The following is a 21,147-nucleotide window of genomic DNA, read 5'->3' on the forward strand; positions in this document are numbered from 1 at the left end:
ATAGCAGAACTTTGTAAACACTTGATGAATGGCAGCAGGAAATTGGGGCCTTCCCCAACAAGCAAAATTCCCGGCCCAACAGTGGTGGCCGGGGCAGAGATTTATAGAAAGTGCGGTTACTCCGTCAGCTTCTTTTCTCCACACAGTAGTTGTCTGTGTATGAAAACACCCAGGTCAGAAAAGGCCATCATACAGCAGAACCGACAAAGGATATAGGTTTTCCATTTGCACAGTTAGCCATGACGTACTATAATTCAAAATGTATTCTATTTGGATTTCAAATCCTGCTGATTGGAGCGGTTCAATATGAGAAAAAACTATATAATAAAAGATGCCAGGAAAACTTTGGCACAACAGATAAACAACTTAGATACAACGGAAAGGACAGCTATGGAAAATACTCCTCTTTCATCAACGGGGTTATCCGCAGTCATTCCGAAAGATAATGACGGCTACTGTACCGTCTATAAAATGGATTGTGCGGATGGCCTCGGACTTATGACAGTCTATCAGGTCTATCCCGGCATTCAGCTCATCTATAACGATTTTGAAGCGACAAGCTGTTATTGGGATGGGAACATTGATAAAAACATATTGGAGATCAATCATTGTCGGGAAGGCCGGGAAGGTTGTCGCTTAGCAAGTGGCTCTTGTCTTTATCTTGGAGAAGGCGATTTTTCAATCCATACCATGGATAATTGTGCAGCGGAAATGTCATTCCCATTGAAACATTATCGGGGGATTTCCGTTGTTATCAATTTGTCTGTGGTAGTGAAAAATCCGCCGGAAATTCTCTCCGATAGCGGTATAGATATTTTACAATTTAAAGATAAGTTTTGTTCTGATGGAAACTGTTTTATCATGCGGACAAAAGATGAGATTGAACACATATTTTCAGAACTTTACTCTGTACCGGATTGCTTACAGAAACCTTATTTTCGATTAAAAGTACAGGAACTGCTTTTGTTTTTGTGTATGGTCGATGTTTCCAAAGAGAAAAGGAGAGAGATATACACTTCTCCGCAAGTAGAGATTATCAAGACAATCCACAAAAGACTGACAACAAATCTCCAAGAGCGGCCAACCATTGAAGATCTTTCTAAGGAATATTTGATAAACACTACAACCTTAAAAGATACCTTTAAAGGCATTTATGGACAGCCTATCGGAACATATATGAAAGAATACCGTATTAAACAGGCTGCAATTTTATTGAGACAGACACAAGCAACCATAGCCGAAATTGCGAATCAAGTTGGATATGAAAATCAGAGTAAATTTGCTACGGCTTTTAGAGATATTTTGAAAATATCCCCAGCTGAGTATCGAAAAATAAATTCTGATAACCAACATTTGTAATGGATAGTAACTAGGGGGATGGATAAATGGATGAAATTATTATAATACGAACATTTGACTCAGATGGGAGTTCGTTTAAGAGGATTATGGACGCCTTACATGGAAGTAATATTCATATGACAGAAATAACATCTCCGGTATTAACATTTGGTGAGATTGAAATTCATCCTGCGTCTAGGCGTGTACTAAGAGCAGGCAGGGAAATACGTTTGAATCACAGTGAATACTCTATTCTTCATTGTATGGCAAAATCCCTTGGGAGAGTATATACCAAAGAGCAATTATATTCAGCGGCCTGGGGAGAAGAATACCAATATGGTATGACAACAGTAGAAAACACGATATGGCGTTTGCGGAAGAAATTGGAACCAGATCCCAAAAATCCGATTCATATAAAAACGGTGTTTCGTGTTGGTTATAAAATTGAACCAATGGAAACTTAGTAGACTTGACGGCTATCATTTTTAAGAGGGATGATAGTCGTCAGATTTATTTTAAAGGAAAATATGCTCAAAGAGGGATGTCAATCCTCGCAAACTATACAAGAGTCAGTGAAATTACGGTGAAATCTTACAGATAAACTGAACATGTGGCAGTTTATCTCAATTCTAGTCTGCAGATATGTTCTGTTTCCCCTAATTTTGAGGATAACCGCCAAATGGGGATATCGATTTGGCAGGTTTGATAGATTAAACAGATTCCCTCCAATTCGTTATCGAGATTGGAGGTTTTATATGCGCTGGAATGTTAGCGCGTTGCTGCTGATTCGTAGCAGCGACATTCTATTGTAATACATCTAAGTTGGTTGTGTGGTAAACAGCCAAAAAAATTTTAGCTTATGCCGCAGCATTTTGCAACTGTAAAAGTGAACCAACAGAACAGGTAAAACCGGAAAGGGACGACTGCACAGGTAACAGTATCTGTGCAGCCGTTCTTTTTTGCTGTTTTCAAGAATATCTGCGGTGCCGTGGCCCGCCGCTTGCCCTTCGTTTTCGCGCAAATTCGAAAATGAAGGAGGACAAGCTATGGCAAAGCCATATAGAATTCCGGATTTTAAGAAGATGTATCCGGAAGCCAGTGAAGAAGTCATTGCTGTGTTAAAAACGACAGAAAGAAAAATGCAGTATCAGGAATATGACCTGAAGGTTGAACAGACCATTATAGATGAAGAAAAACAGACTGTAACAGTCATCCCCAGCAGAGAAGATTCCTATGAGCGATTATCAGAATCAGCCGTTCAATTCGTAGAACAGGCTCCAGGAATAGAAGAACAGGTCATAAACCGCATAGAAATAAAACAGTTACATATGGCAATCTCTCGTTTATCTGAGGATGACCGCTATCTGATCTGCCAACTTTATTTTGAGGAACGAACCGAGCGGGATCTGGCGGAGGAATTGCGCCTGTCCCAGAAAGGAATTAATAAGCGGAAGAAACGGATTATTAATCACCTAAAAAAATTAATGGAAGAAATTTAATTTTTTTCTTCTTTTTGGTTCTCAAATGCTTCTGCCAACGTGGAAATAATTGAGGGGATAAAATTCCCTTATCTGCTCTTTGAGAAATACCGCCGCAGGCGGTCATATCCGGCAACACAGATACCTTAGTTGTTCAGCCCAAAAGGAAAAGCATCGTGGAGGATACGCGAAGACCACCTGCAGGGAACAAAAGTGCCTGTCAATAAGATCGCATCAAAGGTGCAGAGCGAGAACTGTCCATCCCAAAGCAGCCCTGGCCGGCTGCCTGCCACAACCTGAACAGCCTATAATGATACTTCCGTCTAGTCACAGCCCCGCAGTCGCGGGAACACGCAATGAGGGCGGCTCCGGGAGATCCCCGGAGGGGTGAGAGTCCCATGACGGTCTGGAGCCAGGACCGGTCTGTGTTTACCGCCCACGGATGCATGAAATACATCCGGCTCCGGGAAGTAGTGTCGAATAGGAGCCACGCGAAACGAAGAACAACGAAATGTTTTCATATTAGAAACTACGGTGACAGGCGTCCATCCATGGAAGCAAATTTTTAAACTACGGTCCAATGGCGCCTGTCGCTGTCCTTGTGATATGAAAGCAGAAGGGAGGTTTTATGTTGGGAATTAAAAAAGGCGATGTTTACTATGCAGATCTGACACCGGTGGTTGGATCGGAGCAGGGAGGGGTACGTCCTGTACTGATTATCCAGAATGATGTAGGGAATCGGTTCAGTCCTACTGTCATTGCGGCAGCCATTACCAGCCGCCAGGGAAAACGTGCGCTGCCCACTCATATTCGGCTGAAATCCAATTTGCAGGGCTTGCATGATAATTCCATAGTTTTGCTGGAACAGGTACGGACCATAGACCGGGTACGGCTAAAAGAGTACATAGGACGGTTGAATGCTAACACCATGCATGACATCGACCATGCCATTGCGGTCAGCTTTGGACTTGAAGGTGTTCTGGAACAATATGCAGATTCCGACGATGGAGCAGAAAGGAGAGAGGTCTGAGTGAAAAAAAGAAAGCAGGCATGGATTTATTGTGCCATTGATGCACCAGAGGATGCACATGGCGTGCTAAAAAAACAACTCAAACAGCTCTGTGATTATGCGGAGCAGATGATGGTTGAAACCGTTGGCAGTTCCAGCGATTGCGGTGGAAAACCATTGCTGGCGCGTTCGGGATTTCGTCGTTTTATAGTAGCAGCAAAAGAAGGAAAAGCAAGTATCCTGCTGGTAGTGAGCCGAAATTCTCTGACATATTCATCCATACAAATGGCACAGCTCGGCGCTATGGCAGAGTCTTTGCAGATAGAGATTTGGTCACCCCAGGAAGGAAAAATAAACTTAAGAGATTACCAGAAAAGAGGGTAAAACGATGACAGAAGCGGATAAAAAAATGATCTCTGACATTTTCGATTCAGAAAGTATGGGATATGCTTATGTGTATCCTATGGGTGGGAACATCAGACAGGAATATCTGATTTCTCTGTCTCCTGAGAATATAGCAAACTTCATAGGGAAACATGGATTCGATGCAGAAAAAATCATTATTACAGATGTGGCAGATCGGCTGGTAGTGAATACCAGTATGGTGTTTCTTGATACTTGCCCGAATCAGGAGTTGTGTCAGGAAATCATTGGTTATTTAGCACCTATTCAGCTGGGAGAAACAGAGGCAGGATCTGTTCTTGCGGTAGGCCGTGATACGGCAGATGAATACTTTGCTGAAGAAGATCGGTTCGTAGCAATGGCAGAGCTGGGAATGCAATGACACACAGACTTATTGGAGGATGTGATATGGGATGGATTATGGGAACAGTGGGCTTAGGCATTCTACTGATAGCAGGCTTTATTGGTTTCACAGTGAGGGCATTCCGCATTGCGGGGAGCTATCAGACGGATTGAATGTTTATTGGTAATGCTTAATCTGGAGCAGAAAACTTTGTTGGATATTCAGTGCATTTCGTGATAGCTATATAGCAGCTAACACGATATACTGTGTATAGCGTCAGAGGAAAGGAGGAGGAGCAGATGAGAAGATATGAAGTGGAAACGCTGTCAGAAGGGAAAGTCAAATACTTTTTTATCCGTGACTGTGACACAATGGAGATTGTACTGCTTCCCTCCAAGTATCTGAAGCATAAAATCAAGGCCAACCGCTCACCAAACACCGTAAAGCGGGCAGCATTCGCAATCTGTTATTATCTGGAATATCTGAAAGAAATTCCAATGGAGCCGGAACAGGTCTATGAGCTAAACTTCGAGAGCCAGAACGATCATTTTACTGGTTTTCTGCAGTGGCTGAAGGCCGGAAACCATACGAAAGAAAACAATTTAAGGGTTATTCATAATGGAACCTGTAACGCATACCTGGAGGATGTGTTCAGGTTCTATCTTTTTATGGAATCCATGGATGAACGGCTCGGCAGTTTAAAAGTGCTTTCTTACAGCTATCATATGGCAGTCAATGCTGTTGGCGTCCAGAAGAAACTGCGGTTTCAGGCATTCAAAGGATATATGAAAGCAGAAGAGCGGGATGTGCGGCCGGCAGAACACGAAGAAATTATCCAGGTTTTGCAGGCATGTACCAACTGCCGGGATCAGCTTCTCCTTCTGATGATCGCGGAAACAGGGTTTCGGATTGGAGAAATCCTCGGTGTGGATTATACCCACGACATCGATTACCAGAACCGCATGATAGGCGTTTACTTCCGGGAGGATAATGACAACGAGGCCAGAGCAAAGAATGCAGAGTATCGGAAAGCCAGAATCAGTGAGGAAACCTTTGAATTTCTGATGTATTATCTGGCAGAATACCGGGAACTCCTCCAGCATCAGAGGTTCCTGTTCATCAATATCGCGGGGAAGAATGCGGGACAACCATTAAAGGTGGACAGTGTTTACGATATGCTGAAACGGATGGAGAAAAAGACAGGAATCGATTTGACACCCCACATGCTCCGCAGGTATTTTGCTAATATGCGGCGCAAAGCCGGTTGGAGGCTGGAACTGATCCAGCAGGCCCTCGGACACAAGCACATCGATACAACAATCCGGTATTTAAAGATTGTGGATGATGAGCTGATAGAGGCCAGCGAAGAATTCTACGCAAGGAATTCTGCCCTATATGGTGTAAAAGAGCTGTTGTAGAAGGGAGTGAAAATAAGTGCCTGTTCGAGCAGTACAGCTCATAGAACAAGAACAAAAACCGCGTTTGTTTCCACGTCAGATTGATACGGAGCTGGAAAACTGTACAGAAGTTTGTAAATATGAAAAAAAGAAGTTAAGAAAGTTTTTAATTACCGAAGGAATTACAAGCATTGCAGAGATGGATTATTTGCTGCGAAAAAGGTTCGAACAGTATCTTTTGGAAGAACAACATTTAAAGAAAATCGACCGGTACATCTTAGCATATGACAGAGTTAAGCAATATTCCATCCGCCAGCAGATGCAGACCCTCTCCGGACGAACCCGATGTCAGTGGAAACTGGAGAATAAGGTCCTATTTATTCCTTACCATCCAGATCAGACGCTGGCGATGGAATTTGATACCGTCAGGAACCGGAAAAACATGGTATGGGACTTTACGAAACCTTGCTCCTCCGTTCTGAAAAATCAGATTTTTATTACATTGAATGCAGTATTAAGTCAGTTTAAAGAACTGAGAAAACGAGAACAGCGGCTGTCGGGACTGCAATATTTATACCATTTCTGCGCAGAGTCCGGTATAGAGGATATTGAAAAAATGGAGCAGATCCAGGTGGAAGAATTTGAATCCTACCTGGAACAGCATACTGATTCTGAGAGCAGAAGAATGCTGCTGCTTCCCATTTTGGGGTATTGCAGGGAAACCGTGTTTCTCCAAAATGAAACCATTCACTGGGATGCAAATATCTGGTACTTGGAGCGGATGAGGTTACCGGAACACCGGGTCAACCCGAGCAGTGCATTCGTCACAGTTTCGTTTATCGAGATAACCATGCCGGAAAATCGCAGATATGCTCAGGAGTTTATGAAGTACCAGATTGGAATCACTGGGCAGTCCGTTAGCACAATGGTTATAAAATTTGGCGGGATTAAGCAGTTTCTCATCTGGCTCTGTGAAAGGAAAGAGAGTGCCTGCTCCTGTTCAGAAGAACAGATTGACAGATACTTACAGGAAATACAGGAGCGGGGGATTATACCAAAGACTTTTAATGAATATGTTACCGGATTAAGTCAGTTTTACCACTTTATGACGGTGCGGGGCTATATGGAACGGATGCCGTTCCACCCGGAATATTACATAAAGAAAGTCATACGCCGGCATCATGACAGGAGTGTTTCGCCGGAGATCTGCACCGAACTGCTTGGGTTGCTTCATCTGCTGCCGGAACATCTGCGGTGTATGTACCTGCACCTCTGGTGTCTTGGATTGCGAATCAGCGAGGTTTGTACCTTAAAAGGAAACAGCTACTACAAAAAAGACGATGAAACGTGGATACAGCTCTATCAGACCAAGATGAAAACATATAAACGTATCCCGATAGCAGAAGGGTTATATAAGATTATGCAGGTATATATCAGACGGAACAATATCGGACCCGATGAATATCTGTTTAAGAATAAAAATGGGGGCGCATGTCTGACACAGACCTTTCGGGAGCGGATGAAAAAATTCTGCAAGGAGCAGGGTATAGCGGAAGGAGAATATTTATTTCAGACACATGATTACCGACATACGGTGGCGACATTCTTTTATGAAAGCGGGGCATCTCTGCAAAGTGTCAGGGATTATCTGGGACACAGCTACCAGGAAATGACGGAGCAGTACATTGATTATGTGCCTCAAAAAATTGCTAAAGCAAACGATGAATATTTTAAGCAGCCAGGGAACAATCTTGCGGCCGGCTTAAGGAAAGGAGGAAAGCGTGGAAGATAGACTTTATTATCGTGAACTGGAGTGTTATAAAGATGCCGATGGCGTATTGTTACGGAAGTGTGGAAATGCAGATTATTTGGATTTGTCCCTGCTTCCAACGAAAAAAATGAAAGAAGAAGTAAGCAGGTACTTCCGGTATAGAGGTACTCAAGTAAGCCTCCGAACCGTAATTCATGAAAAAGCGTATTACACATTATTTTGTCAGGCAATGCAGGGACGCCGGAAATTGCCCGACAGCTTGCTGGGATGGGAAGAAAGCAAGTGGGTACAGCTTCTGAAAGGTTATATGCTGCAGAATGGGATACCCCTTACACAGAATAAGATGAGTGTTTATGGAACGGCTCATATTGTGCAGGCACGACAGATCATGTTTGTAAGGAGACTGATCCAATTTTTACAGCCAGAGGATGAACGGCAAGAACAGGAAAAAGATATTTGGCATTTGGATAAACTGGATATCGAAATTGAGCAGAATCCGATTTACAGGACAAATACACTGAATTTTACGGGGATTCGTCAAACGGATATCCGGGAAGAAGTCAAGCAGGCGATTTATTTGCATCTAAAATATGAAAACCTGGGGACAGTAAAAAGAGAAATGTCATCGCTGCGAATGTTCTCAAAATATCTGGAAGAACAGCAGAAAGGAATCACTTCCTGCAAAGAGATTGACCGTACATTAGTAGAAGAATATCTGACCTATATGGCCACCAGCGGAGGGTCCGGAAAATCAAACAGTGATAACATAATTAAACTGCGTTCGGTTCTGGAAACAGTGGGAAAACTTTTTGACTGGCCACATCTGGAGAAGCTATTCATCAATACAGATATTCCGCAAGAGATACAGCCAGAATTCAAGGTTTATTCGGACAATGAGTTAAAACGGCTGAATGAGCAGATTACAAAGCTGGATGAACAGATAACCAGATGTATGGTCATCCATCAGATGCTGGGGACCAGAATATCGGATACGCTGACCTTACAGCGGGACTGCCTGTCGCAGTCAAATGGCATGGATATGATTAAAATCCGCCAGGTAAAGAGTACAGTATATGAAAAGCCAATCAGCGCAGAACTGGCGGCGCTGATCCGAAAGGCAATCCAGTATTCAAAGGAACGGTACGGGGATGCGGTATATATTTTTGTAGATGAAAAGGATACAAGCCGCCCCCTGCAGTATACGACAATCAAACATAAGGTTCTCGCCCTGATTCAGAGAGAAAACCTGCGGGATGATGAGGGAAAGCACTTCCGGTTCCCATCCCATATGTTCCGCAGAACCTATGGAGCAAAGCTGACAGAACTGCATCTGGATGACTGGACGATATCAAAACTACTCGGACACAGAGGTGTCCATACGGTAGTGCATTACCGAAAAATGAACAACCTGATTCTGGCGGCAGAAACCCGCAGGGCAAGAGAAGAACAGACTAGAATTCTGCTTGAAAACTTAGATGGATGGGAGGACGAGTATGAGCAAATACGACAGGATGATTGAGGTCAACAAAAAGCGGAGTGAAGAAAAAATCACAGCGGCCAAAGCTGCAATCCGGCGAATGCTTGAAGATGAAGAACGGGTTTCGGTTCCAAGGCTTATGCAGATGACCGGACTTTCCAGAGGTTTTTTTTATAAAAATCCGGAGATACGTTCTGAAATCAACCGCGCCCTAGAACAGCAGGCCGGAGTGATTGATCCGAGAAGAAACATTCTGGATAAGGCGATGGACGGCAGGATTGAATTGCTGCAGCGACAGGTGGCGGAACTGAAAAGAGAAAATGAAAGCCTGCGGAAAGAGAACCAGAAGCTGAGAAAGAGCCAGGAAAAGAAGGATTGGAGCGTATTTAAGAATCTGTAAAAACTTTACATAAAACCAGTAGTAAATTTTTATTACTGAATTTGTTTTTCGACTTAAAGAATATAGACATATGGAAATATATTTGTTATTTTTTAAGCAGACTAATTATGGGGGTAAAATACAATGCGTCCAGAATATGATGGTGTTAAATTTTATAGTATTAATGATTGGAGTACAGGAGAAAATTTGAAGAAATCAGCCAAAATACTCGAATCGTTTGATGAAAATGAAGATTACAAAGATATCAATGAGGTAATTGAGCTATATAATATTCAACAATTAATTGAAAGTGGAGTATATCTTCAAGATTGGGATGAAAAGAAAATTGCGCGTTATAAGGAAATCTGCTCGTTATTTAGAAAAATTTTTGGAAAATTTTTTGGGATGATTAATGACGAGAATTTTCAGAAAATTACTCGTTCCGTTTGTATTGACTATGTTGAAGATTATTGGAAATTGTTTGCTGAGTTTAAGGTGTTTGAAAGAGTGTCTGGTGAAATATTTGCAATCTATATCAACGATCCAGAAACAGCACTTTGGATATTACTGCAGCAGAAAGAGCTGGTAAAATATTATGGCAAAGAATTGGCAGATGTAATGCGTATATCCGAACAGTCACCACGTTTGATTATAAGTAAGTTTTTGGAAAAGCATGATCAGAAATGCCATTATTACTTTCCTAAGGAATTAGTTCCGTCAGAGTACGAAGATATTTTAACTAAATATGTTAATTCAGATAGAGCAAACTTGAATCACCTTCAGCTGTTAATTTATGCCCAAAGCACAAAAGAATGCCCTATTAGTGATAAATTGAGGTTATCTGCTAAAAGAGCATGCGATACTTATTGGGAAAAGCATCCTTTTACCGGTGTACAAATAGGATATGGATTAGAGGTAGAATTTGCAGATATACCAGAAATAAAAAGAGTTAAAAAACTAGATAATAATAACTATAAAATTACTTATGATATAAAATGGCTACTTGATAATTTGGATTATCCTACACTTCTAAATAATTTTCGATATGTTTTTGAACAATTTGATGACTGCTGGAGGAGTACTCTAGTGTCAGTAGAATCAAAGTTAGGGCTTTTTGAAAGAATTCTTTCAACCAGAGGTATTAAAGAATTTATCGCAGGAAACCATTTTATTGCGGGCGAGAATCTCTCCACAATGCAAGTGCAAGCTTGTTATGAAATATTAAAAAGAAACAAGGTACGGTTAGAAGATGTTTTAAAATGGTTTTTTGAAGAGTATTTATCACAAGAGTTTGGCGCTAATGGTTTTCGATTTAACCCTCCATCAGAGGGTACAATGATGGCGGAAAAATGTCGAACCATTTCTTCAGAAATGGATGGAGTACTCAAACAGTTTCGTATGTATGTACAAGATGGTAAGATTGATCGAGAATTATTTGAGATGTCTTCAAGTCATACTATATTCTCAAATCTTTCGGGCTTTATAAAAGATAAATATGCTTATGGAAATAGTGATGATATTCGACATGAACAGTTTTTGCTTTTTTCTAACCAGAGTCATCTGTATTATATAAGAAAAACTAAGAATAAGTATAATCGTTTTTGTGACTTGGTAATCCAAGAAGATGTATCAATATCTGATTTTAACGGATATCAGCAAACACAAATTCAATGGCTCATTGAAAAGGACATTGTTATAGAAAGTTCTAACGGTTATCTGAAACTAAATGGTCCTAAAGCTTTTATTTTGAAAGATTTATATGATCATGATGTGATTTGCCCGCACTATTATAATGGTGAATTAAGAAATGTAATTGATGAATGGTACAAAAATGGCAATTTGAGATTGGAGAATAGCCTTTTTTCAGAACCCGAACAAAACTATCTTAATTATGAGCTGAATAAATCTGCATATAGTAATGGGCATGATTTGCGTAATAAATATGCACATAGTACATATCCCGAAAATGAAAGGGTGCAATTTATGGATTACATAAAGTTGTTAAAGATTATGATTCTTGTTATCACAAAAATTAACGAAGAATTTTGTTTACGGGAAGAAGCTATTGAAATGATGGAAGAAACATAACGCGCCCCAAAGCTCATTATATGAACATATACATAAGGCTGGTAGGTAAAATCTACTGGCCTTTTATAATTATGAGATTTTGTTTTTATTGGTTCATTTTTTAGGATTTGGTTTTTGGAAAATTTATATAACGCTATGATAGAACATAAGAATTTGCTACTGCTATGCGCTGTAAGCATTATTATCTATACGCTACAAGCATTTGATAAAAGGGTTGATAGATAGTACTATAAAAGCAACTCCAGTTTCAATAATATTTGAAAATCTGGTAACACAAAACACATTTTTGTATAGCGTTAAGTCCAGTATTTTCAAAGAGTTGGAGGGGCGGGCTACATTTTAGTACCCTAACTGGTGGTATGGCGTCCCCATGGCTCTTTTAACCTTTTTGGAAAACAGCGACCTGTCAGGAAAGCAGGTGTACCTGTTCTGTTCCCACGGCACAGGCGGACTTGCGCGGAGCGTGGACATCATCACAGAGGCGCTGCCGGATGCAGAGATATCCGATTCTGTTTTTGACTGCTATGAGGAAGAGGCCTCCGGCTCCAGAGAAGAAATCGAGAGCTGGCTGGCCGGACTTGGGTACTAATAAGAGCACGGAAAAAAGGGGAAGTGAAAACCGGGAAAAAAGGTTTCCACTTCCCCTTTTATGTACCTGCTACCCGTCATTTTCCGCCTTCTTTAGAGCCGTCTCGATGGCATTCATGAGGGCCATGGACGTGTACTGGGAATTGGCCGGGTATTCAATGCCCTCCAAAGACTGGGAGGCGCAGATCTGTTCGGCCAGAGAGTCCATGGCCGGCTGCATGAGCGGGTACATGGTGGCAACCGCGTCGCTTAAGGGCACCAGGGCAATGGAATTGATGTGGTCTTTATCCACGGCCACTTCCACGTTGACATTCTGGCTCCCGAGGACAATGGAGGCGGAATAAAGCCCCGGCGTGTAGCGGGAGACGGCTTCGGCCCCGGCGGACTGGGCTTCCTTCTCCTTCGGCCGGAACATGAATAGAAACAGCAGGATCAGAAGGATTGCAAGTCCGATGAAAATGGCGGTGTAAATGATTTCCTTCATTCGCAGGACGATAATTTTCGTTTTGGCGCTCATGGCAAGGTCCTTCGGTAAGAGTTTTGTTATAGTTTATGAAACGCGCAGGCGGGATATTCCGGGAACGCCTGAAAAGCGGTTTTTCGGCAACTGCCAGATTGTATGGAAACTGCTTTGAAACGACATGAAAACCGTCTTGACGAAACCGTTGACAAACGGGCGCATTCTTCCGATAATGGTATAAGACCTACCTGAAAGGAGGATATCGTGTCACTGAAACTTATGATCGGCGGCTCCGGTTCCGGAAAGACGGAGCTTCTGTATAAAAATATGATTGATATGTCCCTGGCGGAGCCGGACGGCCGGTTTTTCATCATTGTCCCGGAGCAGGCCACGATGCAGGCCCAGAAGGAGTTAATCCGCCTCCATCCGCAGCACGGCACCATGAACATCGACGTGTTAAGCTTTAAGCGACTGGCCTACCGCGTCTTTTCCGAGCTTTCCCTGCCGCAGCCGGCCCTTCTCGACGATACGGGGAAGGTGATGGTGTTAAGAAAGCTGGCCGGAGAGAAGAAAAAGGAACTTTCCATGTTCTCGTCCCACTTAAACCAGCCGGGGTTTCTGGACGAGGTAAAGTCCATGCTCTCGGAGCTTTACCAGTACGGCGTGAGCCCGGAAACGCTGAGGGCAGAGACGAAAAAGCCGGGTACAAGCAGGATTCTCTCGGGAAAGCTCGATGACATGTGCCTGCTTTATGAGGCCTTTAAGGAGTTCACAAAGGAGCGGTACATCACCATGGAAGAGCTCCTTGACGTGCTTTGCCGGGAAGTGCCGCGCTCCAAAATACTAAAGGACAGCGTCATCGCCCTCGATGGCTATACGGGCTTTACGCCGGTGCAGTACCGGCTCATCGGCCTGCTTTTAAAAACCTGCCGCAGGCTTTTCGTCACGGTGACGGCGACGGAAAATGAAAATCTGTTTGAGGCCGGGCGCGAGTCCGACCTGTTTGACATGAGCCGGAAGATGGCCGGGAAGCTGGCGGCCATCTGTAAGGAAGCCGGAACAGAGCTGGAACAGAGCGAGGTTTTAAGGACGCGGCCGCTTGCGCGGTTTCAAAAGAGCCCGGCCCTCGATTATCTGGAGCGGACAGCCTTCCGCTATCCCTACCGCCCCTTTAAGGGAAAGGCCGGGGAGCTTTTCTTCGTGCAGGCGGAGAACCCGGCCGACGAGGCGGAGTTTGCGGCCTGCGAGATGGAGCGGCTTGTCAAGGAAGAGGGGTACCGCTACCGGGACATGGCCGTCGTCTGCGGCGACTTGTCCGGCTATTCCAGGGAGCTGGTGCGCCGGTTCGAGGAATACGGCATCCCGTTTTTCCTGGACGAGAAAAAGGACGTGACGGGAAATCCCATGATCCGTCTCATAAAAAGCAGCCTGTCCGTCCTCCAGGGCGGCTTCGACTACGAGAGCATGTTCCAGTACCTGCGGACGGGCCTTGTGAGCGGGGAAACGGAAAAAATAGACCGACTGGAGAATTATGTGCGGGCGTTGGGGATCCGTGGTTTTTCTAAGTGGGATTCGGCCTGGGAGCGGGTTTATGAAGGCGGGGAGCACATAAACCTTGTGGAATTAAACGAATTCCGGGAGGAAATCCTGGCGCCGCTCAAAAGCTTTCGTGAGAAAACGGAAGGGCAGGCGGACATCGGCACGATGACGAAGGCGCTTACGGGGCTTTTGGAGGAGCTTTCCGTCGAGCAGAAGCTCTTAAAAATAAGCGCGGACTTTGCTGCGGCCGGAGACTATGCCATGGCAAAGGAGTATGAACAGATTTACGGCCTCGTCATGGAGCTTTTCGAGAAACTGTATGACCTTCTGGGGGACGAGACTGTGTCGAAAAAGGAGTACGGCGGGATTCTTTCGGCTGGCCTTTCCAGGCTCCAGGTGGGGCTGATTCCGGCCTGCGTCGACCGTACGGCAGCCGGAGATTTAAAGAGGACGCGTCTGGAAAACATCCGTGCCCTGTTTTTCGTTGGTGTCAATGAGGGCATCGTCCCGGCCGATGCGGGCCGCGGCGGGATTCTCACGGAACAGGAGCGGGAGCTTTTAAAAAGCCATGAGATCGAGCTGGCGCCCACGGCAAGGGAAGAGGGCTTCATGCAGCGGTTTTACTTATACCTTGCCATGACGAAGCCTTCGGAGCGGCTCTACCTTTCCTGGTCGGGGCTTTCCGCCGAGGGAAAAACCATGCGTCCGTCAAGCGTCATAAACCAGATGAGAAAGCGGTTCCCGGAAAATCCCGTTCTCGAAGCGGTAGCCTTAAGGAAGCCGGCCGCCGCCAGGCCTTCGGCGAGAAAGGCCGTCGTCCGCGCGCTGGAGGAGCCGGGGACAATTTTAGAAAACCGGGAGTTTGCAGCCCTCTACGGCTGGCTTTCCGGCGAGGGCGGTGAGAAAGAACGGATGGAGCGGCTGGCAGAGGCGGCCTCCTATGCCTATAAGGCCCACGGAATCGGACATGCGGCCGCCCTGGAGCTTTATGGTCAGATGTTAAACGGCAGCGTCACCCGACTCGAGCAGTACGCGGCCTGCGCCTGCGCCCACTTTTTAAGCTACGGGCTGGAACTTAAAAAACGGCGGGAATACGAAATCGACCTCTCGGACATGGGAAACCTGTTCCATCAGTCCTTAGACCTGTTTTTCCGTACCGTTAAGGAAAACGGCGAGGACTTCCGCGCCATCGGCGACGAGGAGCGAAAGCGCCTTGTGGCAGACTGTGTCGGGCAGGTTTCGGCGAAATACCGGAACACGATTCTAAAAAGCTCCGCCAGGAACAGCTATCTGATAAAAAAGGTGGAGGCGATCACCGACAGGACGATCCGCGCTTTGATCTACCAGATTAAGAAAGGCGATTTCGAGCCGGCCGCCTTCGAGGTGGAGGTAAACAGCCGGTTTGCCCTTGCGGACGGCGGGGCCATGAACTTAAAGGGCCGCATCGACCGGCTGGATACCTGCGAGGACGGCGACACCATTTACGTGAAAATCATGGATTATAAGTCCGGCAGCACCTCCTTTGACCTGGCGCTCCTTTACCGCGGCCTCCAGCTTCAGCTTGTTGTCTATCTGGATGCGGCTATGGATCTTTTAAAGCGCAGGAACCCGGGAAAGCAGGTGGAACCGGCCGGGATTTTTTACTATCATATCGCCGATCCGTCGGTGGAGCGGGAGGAAGGCATGACGGAAGAAGCTGCCGAAGCGGCGATTCTTAGAAAGCTTCGGATGAACGGCCTGGCAAACAGTAACCTCGAGGTGATCCGTCACATGGATAAGGAGATCGAGACCGAGTCGGACGTGATTCCCGTGGCTCTTAAAAACGGCATTCTCCAGGAGGCGAAATCGTCGGCAGCCGGCGGGAAGCGGTTCTCCCGCCTGACCGGCTTTGTGAAGGACAGCCTCATCCGCATGGGAGAAGAAATTTTAGACGGAGAGACGGCAGTCAATCCCTATAAGCAGGGGAACCGGACGGCCTGCGACTACTGCCCTTACCACAGCATCTGCGGCTTTGACTTAAAGACAAAGGGCTACGGCTTCAGGCGGTTCCGCCCCATGAAGGCTGAGGAAATCTGGAAGGAAATCGAGGGTGAAGAAGAGGAGGACGGCGAAAATGGCTGAGATGACATGGACAGAGGAACAGAAAAAAGTCATTGACTTAAGGAACCGGAACCTTCTCGTGTCGGCGGCCGCGGGCAGCGGGAAGACGGCCGTCCTCGTGGAGCGGATTCTCCAGATGATTACCGATAGGGAACACCCGGTGGACATCGACCGGCTCCTCGTCATGACATTTACGAAGGCGGCGGCGGCCGAGATGCGGGAACGGATCGGAGAGGCGCTTGAAAAGCGCCTGGAGGAATCGCCGGGGGATGAGAACCTGGAACGCCAGTCCACGCTTTTAAACCATGCGCGGATTACCACCATCGACAGCTTCTGCCTGTCGCTTTTAAAGGAACACTTTCACGAGCTGGACATCGACCCGGGCTTTCGCACCGGCGATGAGGGCGAGCTGCTTTTAATCCAGGCCGACGTGATGAAGGAGCTTTTGGAGAACTATTACGGCCGCGGGGACGAGGCCTTTTTCCGGTTCGTGGACACCTACGCCCAGGGGCGCACCGACGCCGGGCTTGAGGAATATATTCTTAAGGTCTGGCAGTTTGCCCAGAGCAGCCCGTGGCCGGAGGAATGGTTTTTAAAGTGCAGAAACGAGCTTTCCATGGAGGCGGACGGGGATTTTAAAGAGACAGAATGGATGAAATTCCTGATTGCCGACGTGAAAAAACAGGCGGGAGAGTATCTGGAACTGCTCTCTGAGGCCGTGGAGACGGCAGAGGAGGACGACGGCCCCCAGGCGTACCTTCCGATGCTTTCGGAGGACGTGAGGGCCATGGAGGCGCTTTCCGTGGCAGAGACCTACGAGGAAATCTGCGAAGCTCTTGAAAAGCCCATGTTCGGCCGCCTGGCAGCCGTCCGCGGAAAAAACGTGGATCCGGCAAAGAAAGAATTTGCAGCCGGACTCCGAAACCGGGCAAAGGACGGCGTAAAGAAAGTAAAGGCGCTCTACCTTCCGGGCACCGTCACGGAAGTGGCCGCTGACATGGCCGCCTGCCTCGGGCCGGTTTCCATGCTTTTGGAGCTTTCGGAGGAATTTATGCGCCGCTACCAGGAGGCCAAAAAGGAAAAGGATCTGGTAGATTTTAATGACATGGAGCACTTTGCCTTAAAAATCCTCACGGGAGATTCCCCCGACCATGCGCCGGGGCCGGCGGCCGACGAGTTAAGCCGGTTTTACGAGGAAATCCTCGTAGACGAGTACCAGGACAGCAACCAGGTTCAGGAAACCATCGTGGACTGCATCTCAAGAAAGCGGTTTGGCACGCCAAACGTCTTCATGGTGGGCGACGTGAAGCAGAGCATCTATAAATTCCGCCTGGCAAAGCCGGAGCTTTTCTTAAAAAAATATGAGGAATACCCCAAAGAGGACGGGCCGTACCAGAAAATCGAGCTCCATAAAAACTTTAGGAGCCGCCCCCAGGTCTTAAAAAGCGTCAATGACCTGTTTTACGGCATCATGACAAAGAGCCTCGGGGACATTGCATACACCGACGACGCGGCCCTCTACCCCGGCGCCGCCTACCCGGAGCCGGAGAGCGACATGGGGACGGAGCTTTATCTTTTAAACACCGGCGACAGCTTTTTTTCCGGCCTTGACGAGGAAAAGGCCGACTATACGGCAAAGGAGGCGGAGGCCAGGCTTGTGGCTTCCAAAATCCGGGAGCTCACCGACCCGGAGACGGGTATGAAGGTCTGGAACCAGAAAAAAGGCGTCTATGAGCCGTTAAAAAAACGGGACATCGTGATTCTTCTTCGGAGCCTTTCCGGGTGGGCCGAGGAATTTTTAAGCGTATTAAGCTCCGAGGGGATCCCGGCCTTTGCCGAGTCCCGCACCGGATATTTTTCGGCTATTGAGGTGGAAACGGTCTTAAACATGCTGGCTCTGGTGGATAACCCCATGCAGGACATCCCCCTGGCCGGCGTCCTCCGCTCGCCCATGGTGGGAATGACGGAGGAAGAGCTTGCAAAAATCCAGGCGGCTTTTAAGAAAAATCCGGAAAAGGGACAGGACAGAGGGCTTTATGCGGCCGTCCGCGATTATCGTTCCATGGGCTCCGAGGCGGAGATAAAAGGGAAGCTGGAGAAATTCTGGGAGCTTTTAGATTCCCTTCGGAAAGAGGCCGTCCATCTTCCCGTCCACCGGCTGATCTACCGGATCTTCGACGCGACCGGATACTACGACTATGTGTCGGCCATGCCGGCGGGGAAGACGAGGAAGGCCAACCTGGACATGCTAATCCAGCGGGCGTCGGCCTATGAAAAGACCAGCTATCAGAGCCTGTTTGACTTTATCCGCTACATTGAGAAGCTGAAAAAATACAACACGGATTTCGGGGAAGCCGCCAGGTTCGGGGAAAACGAGGATGCCGTGCGGATCATGAGCATCCATAAGAGCAAGGGGCTGGAGTTCCCGGTGGTGTTCCTGGCCGGAGCGGGAAAGCAGTTTAATCGCCAGGATTCCAGAGGGAAAATCCTGATTGACGACGCCCTTGGCATTGCGGCGGACTTTTTTGACCCGGAATTAAAGCTCAAGGCGCCGACCTTAAAAAAGAACGTCCTAAGCCGCAGGATGAATCTGGAAAACATGGGAGAAGAACTGCGTATTTTGTACGTTGCCATGACACGGGCCAGGGAGAAGCTCATCATCACGGCCGGAGACAAATACCTGGAAAACAAGCTGGAAAAATGGGCCGGTGTTTCGGAAACCTCCGGGCCGCTTCCCTTTACGGCACTTTCCGGCGCAGGCTCTTATCTTGAGTGGCTTCTCATGGCCGCCGGGCAGACGAAGGACAGTATCCGCATGGCCGAGGTGAAGGCGGAGACGTTATTGTCGGAAGAAAAGAAGATGCAGGGGGAGAAGGAGAGCCTCTGGTGGTATTTAAAGGAGCTCAGAGAACAGGGAATTGTGGAAGAAGCGGAGCGGGAGAAGTTAAAAGAGCTTTTGGATTTCCGGTATCCTTACGAGGCCGACAAAACGCTCCATGCGAAGCTGTCGGTTTCGGAATTAAAGGAGCGGGGGCAGTTTGCCGACGATGCCGAGAGCGATTTCCTGCCGACGATCCCGGCGTTTATGCGGGAGGAGGAACCGCGGCGGAGGCCGGATGCGGGAGAATCGTCCCCGGGCGAAGCCGCTCCCACGGCACCGGCCCCCAAACCCGCTGTCAAAGACCTGCCCGCCGCCCCGCTGCCCCGCCTTTCCGGCGCCGGAGGCGCCTTCCGGGGAACTGCCTACCACCGGGCGCTGGAGCTTCTGGACTTTAAAAACACGGAATGCGCGGATGACATCCGAAGCCAGTTAAAAGAATGGGAGGAAAGCGGCCGGATGGATGCGGCTGCCGTAAAGCTGGTGCGCCCCTATGTGCTGGAACAGTTCTTAAAATCCCCGCTGGCAGAGCGGATGCGCGCGGCAGACAAAAAAGGCCGCCTCTATAAAGAGCGCCAGTTTGTCATCGGCATCCCGGCCAGGGAGATGGACGAGGCGGACTCCGATGAGCTGGTACTGATCCAGGGAATCATGGACGCCTGGTTCGAGGAAGAGGACGGCGCCGTCCTTGTGGATTATAAGACTGACCGGGTGCCGGAGGGCGGGGAACAGATTCTCATCGACCGGTACGGCGCCCAGATGCAGTATTACAGCCGCGCCCTGTCCCAGATCACGGGAAAGCCGGTGAAAGAAGCGCTCCTTTACTCCCTGACGCTCCAGAAGGCCATCAGAGTGAAGTGAGCCGTTTTTCCACCTCCGAAAGGAACTCCTCCGTAACCGGGTTCACGGCTGTGCCGGCCGGCAGCAGGTAGCCGAACTCCAGCATGAAGCTGCACCCCTCCACCGGCACGGAAATCAGGTCGTAAAGGGCGCGCTGGCCGGAAAAATCGTGGATCCCGATGCTGTAAAAATCGCTTTCCGAGATCAGATGGAGAAGCGAGGCCCGGTCGGATAAGTACACGATTTTCGGGCTCCTGTTGAGATTATAATAGGAAGAGCCGCAGTTAATCTGAAAGGAAAAATCTTCATACTGGCCGGTGTAGCGGACGAGGCCGTAGGGAGCGAGGTTTTCCAGGGTGACAGGCTTTCCATCCCGGATGAGCGGGTGGCGGCCGGAGAGGATGATGTGGGGGACAACCTGGGAGATAAAATGGTAGGCTAACCCCTTTGCGGCCAGGTTTTCCTTGACCTCGCCGGATTTCCGGCTGTCGAAATGGATGACGCCCACGTTGGCCTGACCGGAGAATACGTCGTCGATGACTTCCTCGGTGCTCCCTTCCTTCAACTGGTGGGAGAAGGCCGGTTCATGGCCATGGCTCTGAACCACATGGATAAAGGAGTCCATGATGTGCGACCATTTCGTGCAGGAAACGATGAGGGGCGCCGGGGAAAGGGCCGGTTGGGAAAAGGAAGTCCTAAGCTTTCTCGCCTCCCGGACGACGGCCTCGGCGCCGGAGAGGAACCGTTCCCCGTCCGGCGTCAGGATGATCCCGCTTCTTGTGCGCTGCATCAGCACGGTGCCCAGATCGTTTTCCAGGTCGGTGATGAGCTTCCCAAGATAGGGCTGTGAGATATAGAGGGCCTGGGCGGCCTTGTTGATGGAGCCTGCCTGGGCCACGGTCAGAAAGTATTCCAGATGCTTGATGTTTAAATTGAGATCCAAAAAATCGCCTCCATGTGCCATGTTCCGCCCTTAAATCCAGGGGATATAAGGGTTATAACAGATTCGTACTATACAGTTATAACTGGACTGATTATACTGGAAGCAGAAGAAAAATGC

16 protein-coding genes are annotated in these 21,147 nt (G+C 47.5%); 14 read left to right on the plus strand and 2 right to left on the minus strand.

Annotation, left to right across the window (positions count from 1 at the left end):
- Nucleotides 1-306 precede the first annotated feature (306 nt).
- The 12 genes from KE531_14395 to KE531_14450 all read left to right on the plus strand — a co-directional run bounded on the left by KE531_14395 (nucleotide 307) and on the right by KE531_14450 (nucleotide 12,271).
- Nucleotides 307-1,359: a helix-turn-helix transcriptional regulator gene (locus tag KE531_14395; GenBank protein MBR9954778.1), complete on the plus strand. Its 1,053-nt coding sequence runs from the start codon at nucleotides 307-309 to the stop codon at nucleotides 1,357-1,359.
- Nucleotides 1,360-1,385: 26 nt separating this feature from the next.
- Nucleotides 1,386-1,802, plus strand: coding sequence for a response regulator transcription factor (locus tag KE531_14400; GenBank protein ID MBR9954779.1), 417 nt, complete (start codon nucleotides 1,386-1,388; stop codon nucleotides 1,800-1,802).
- Nucleotides 1,803-2,384: 582 nt separating this feature from the next.
- On the plus strand, nucleotides 2,385-2,837 hold the full coding sequence (locus tag KE531_14405; protein ID MBR9954780.1) for a sigma-70 family RNA polymerase sigma factor: 453 nt from the start codon (nucleotides 2,385-2,387) through the stop codon (nucleotides 2,835-2,837).
- Nucleotides 2,838-3,447: 610 nt separating this feature from the next.
- Entirely contained in the window at nucleotides 3,448-3,846 is a 399-nt protein-coding gene (locus KE531_14410; GenBank protein ID MBR9954781.1) for a type II toxin-antitoxin system PemK/MazF family toxin, read from the plus strand.
- The gene (locus KE531_14415) at nucleotides 3,847-4,209 is read left to right on the plus strand and encodes a hypothetical protein (GenBank protein MBR9954782.1); all 363 of its coding nucleotides are present in this window, start codon (nucleotides 3,847-3,849) and stop codon (nucleotides 4,207-4,209) included.
- 4 nt (nucleotides 4,210-4,213) lie between these two features.
- Nucleotides 4,214-4,609, plus strand: coding sequence for a hypothetical protein (locus KE531_14420; protein MBR9954783.1), 396 nt, complete (start codon nucleotides 4,214-4,216; stop codon nucleotides 4,607-4,609).
- Between the two features lie 260 nt (nucleotides 4,610-4,869).
- Entirely contained in the window at nucleotides 4,870-5,988 is a 1,119-nt protein-coding gene (locus tag KE531_14425; protein MBR9954784.1) for a tyrosine-type recombinase/integrase, read from the plus strand.
- A gap of 595 nt (nucleotides 5,989-6,583) precedes the next feature.
- Nucleotides 6,584-7,759: a tyrosine-type recombinase/integrase gene (locus KE531_14430; GenBank protein ID MBR9954785.1), complete on the plus strand. Its 1,176-nt coding sequence runs from the start codon at nucleotides 6,584-6,586 to the stop codon at nucleotides 7,757-7,759.
- Nucleotides 7,749-9,257 carry a site-specific integrase gene (locus KE531_14435; GenBank protein ID MBR9954786.1) on the plus strand — a complete coding sequence of 503 codons (1,509 nt, stop codon included), beginning with the start codon at nucleotides 7,749-7,751 and terminating at the stop codon, nucleotides 9,255-9,257. The genes KE531_14430 and KE531_14435 overlap by 11 nt, the downstream gene beginning before the upstream one ends.
- Nucleotides 9,232-9,615, plus strand: a complete 384-nt coding sequence (locus KE531_14440; GenBank protein ID MBR9954787.1) for a hypothetical protein — start codon at nucleotides 9,232-9,234, stop codon at nucleotides 9,613-9,615. The genes KE531_14435 and KE531_14440 overlap by 26 nt, the downstream gene beginning before the upstream one ends.
- A gap of 123 nt (nucleotides 9,616-9,738) precedes the next feature.
- On the plus strand, nucleotides 9,739-11,682 hold the full coding sequence (locus tag KE531_14445; protein ID MBR9954788.1) for a hypothetical protein: 1,944 nt from the start codon (nucleotides 9,739-9,741) through the stop codon (nucleotides 11,680-11,682).
- A 370-nt stretch (nucleotides 11,683-12,052) separates the two neighbouring features.
- Nucleotides 12,053-12,271: a hypothetical protein gene (locus KE531_14450; GenBank protein MBR9954789.1), complete on the plus strand. Its 219-nt coding sequence runs from the start codon at nucleotides 12,053-12,055 to the stop codon at nucleotides 12,269-12,271.
- A gap of 69 nt (nucleotides 12,272-12,340) precedes the next feature.
- Here KE531_14450 and KE531_14455 read toward each other — a convergent pair whose 3' ends face one another.
- Nucleotides 12,341-12,787 (minus strand): hypothetical protein, encoded by a 447-nt coding sequence (locus tag KE531_14455; GenBank protein ID MBR9954790.1) that lies wholly within the window; start codon nucleotides 12,785-12,787, stop codon nucleotides 12,341-12,343.
- A gap of 207 nt (nucleotides 12,788-12,994) precedes the next feature.
- Between KE531_14455 and addB the strand changes: the two genes are divergently transcribed.
- Both addB and addA read left to right on the plus strand, forming a co-directional pair.
- Entirely contained in the window at nucleotides 12,995-16,390 is a 3,396-nt protein-coding gene (gene addB / locus KE531_14460; GenBank protein MBR9954791.1) for a helicase-exonuclease AddAB subunit AddB, read from the plus strand.
- Between the two features lies 1 nt (nucleotide 16,391).
- The gene (addA, locus tag KE531_14465; protein ID MBR9954792.1) at nucleotides 16,392-20,108 is read left to right on the plus strand and encodes a helicase-exonuclease AddAB subunit AddA; all 3,717 of its coding nucleotides are present in this window, start codon (nucleotides 16,392-16,394) and stop codon (nucleotides 20,106-20,108) included.
- Here addA and KE531_14470 read toward each other — a convergent pair.
- Nucleotides 20,095-21,030 (minus strand): LysR family transcriptional regulator, encoded by a 936-nt coding sequence (locus KE531_14470; protein ID MBR9954793.1) that lies wholly within the window; start codon nucleotides 21,028-21,030, stop codon nucleotides 20,095-20,097. The two genes, addA and KE531_14470, sit on opposite strands and share 14 nt — an antisense overlap.
- Nucleotides 21,031-21,147 lie beyond the last annotated feature (117 nt).

This window comes from Eubacteriaceae bacterium Marseille-Q4139, from assembly GCA_018223415.1.
Lineage (GTDB): Bacteria > Bacillota > Clostridia > Lachnospirales > Lachnospiraceae > CABSIM01.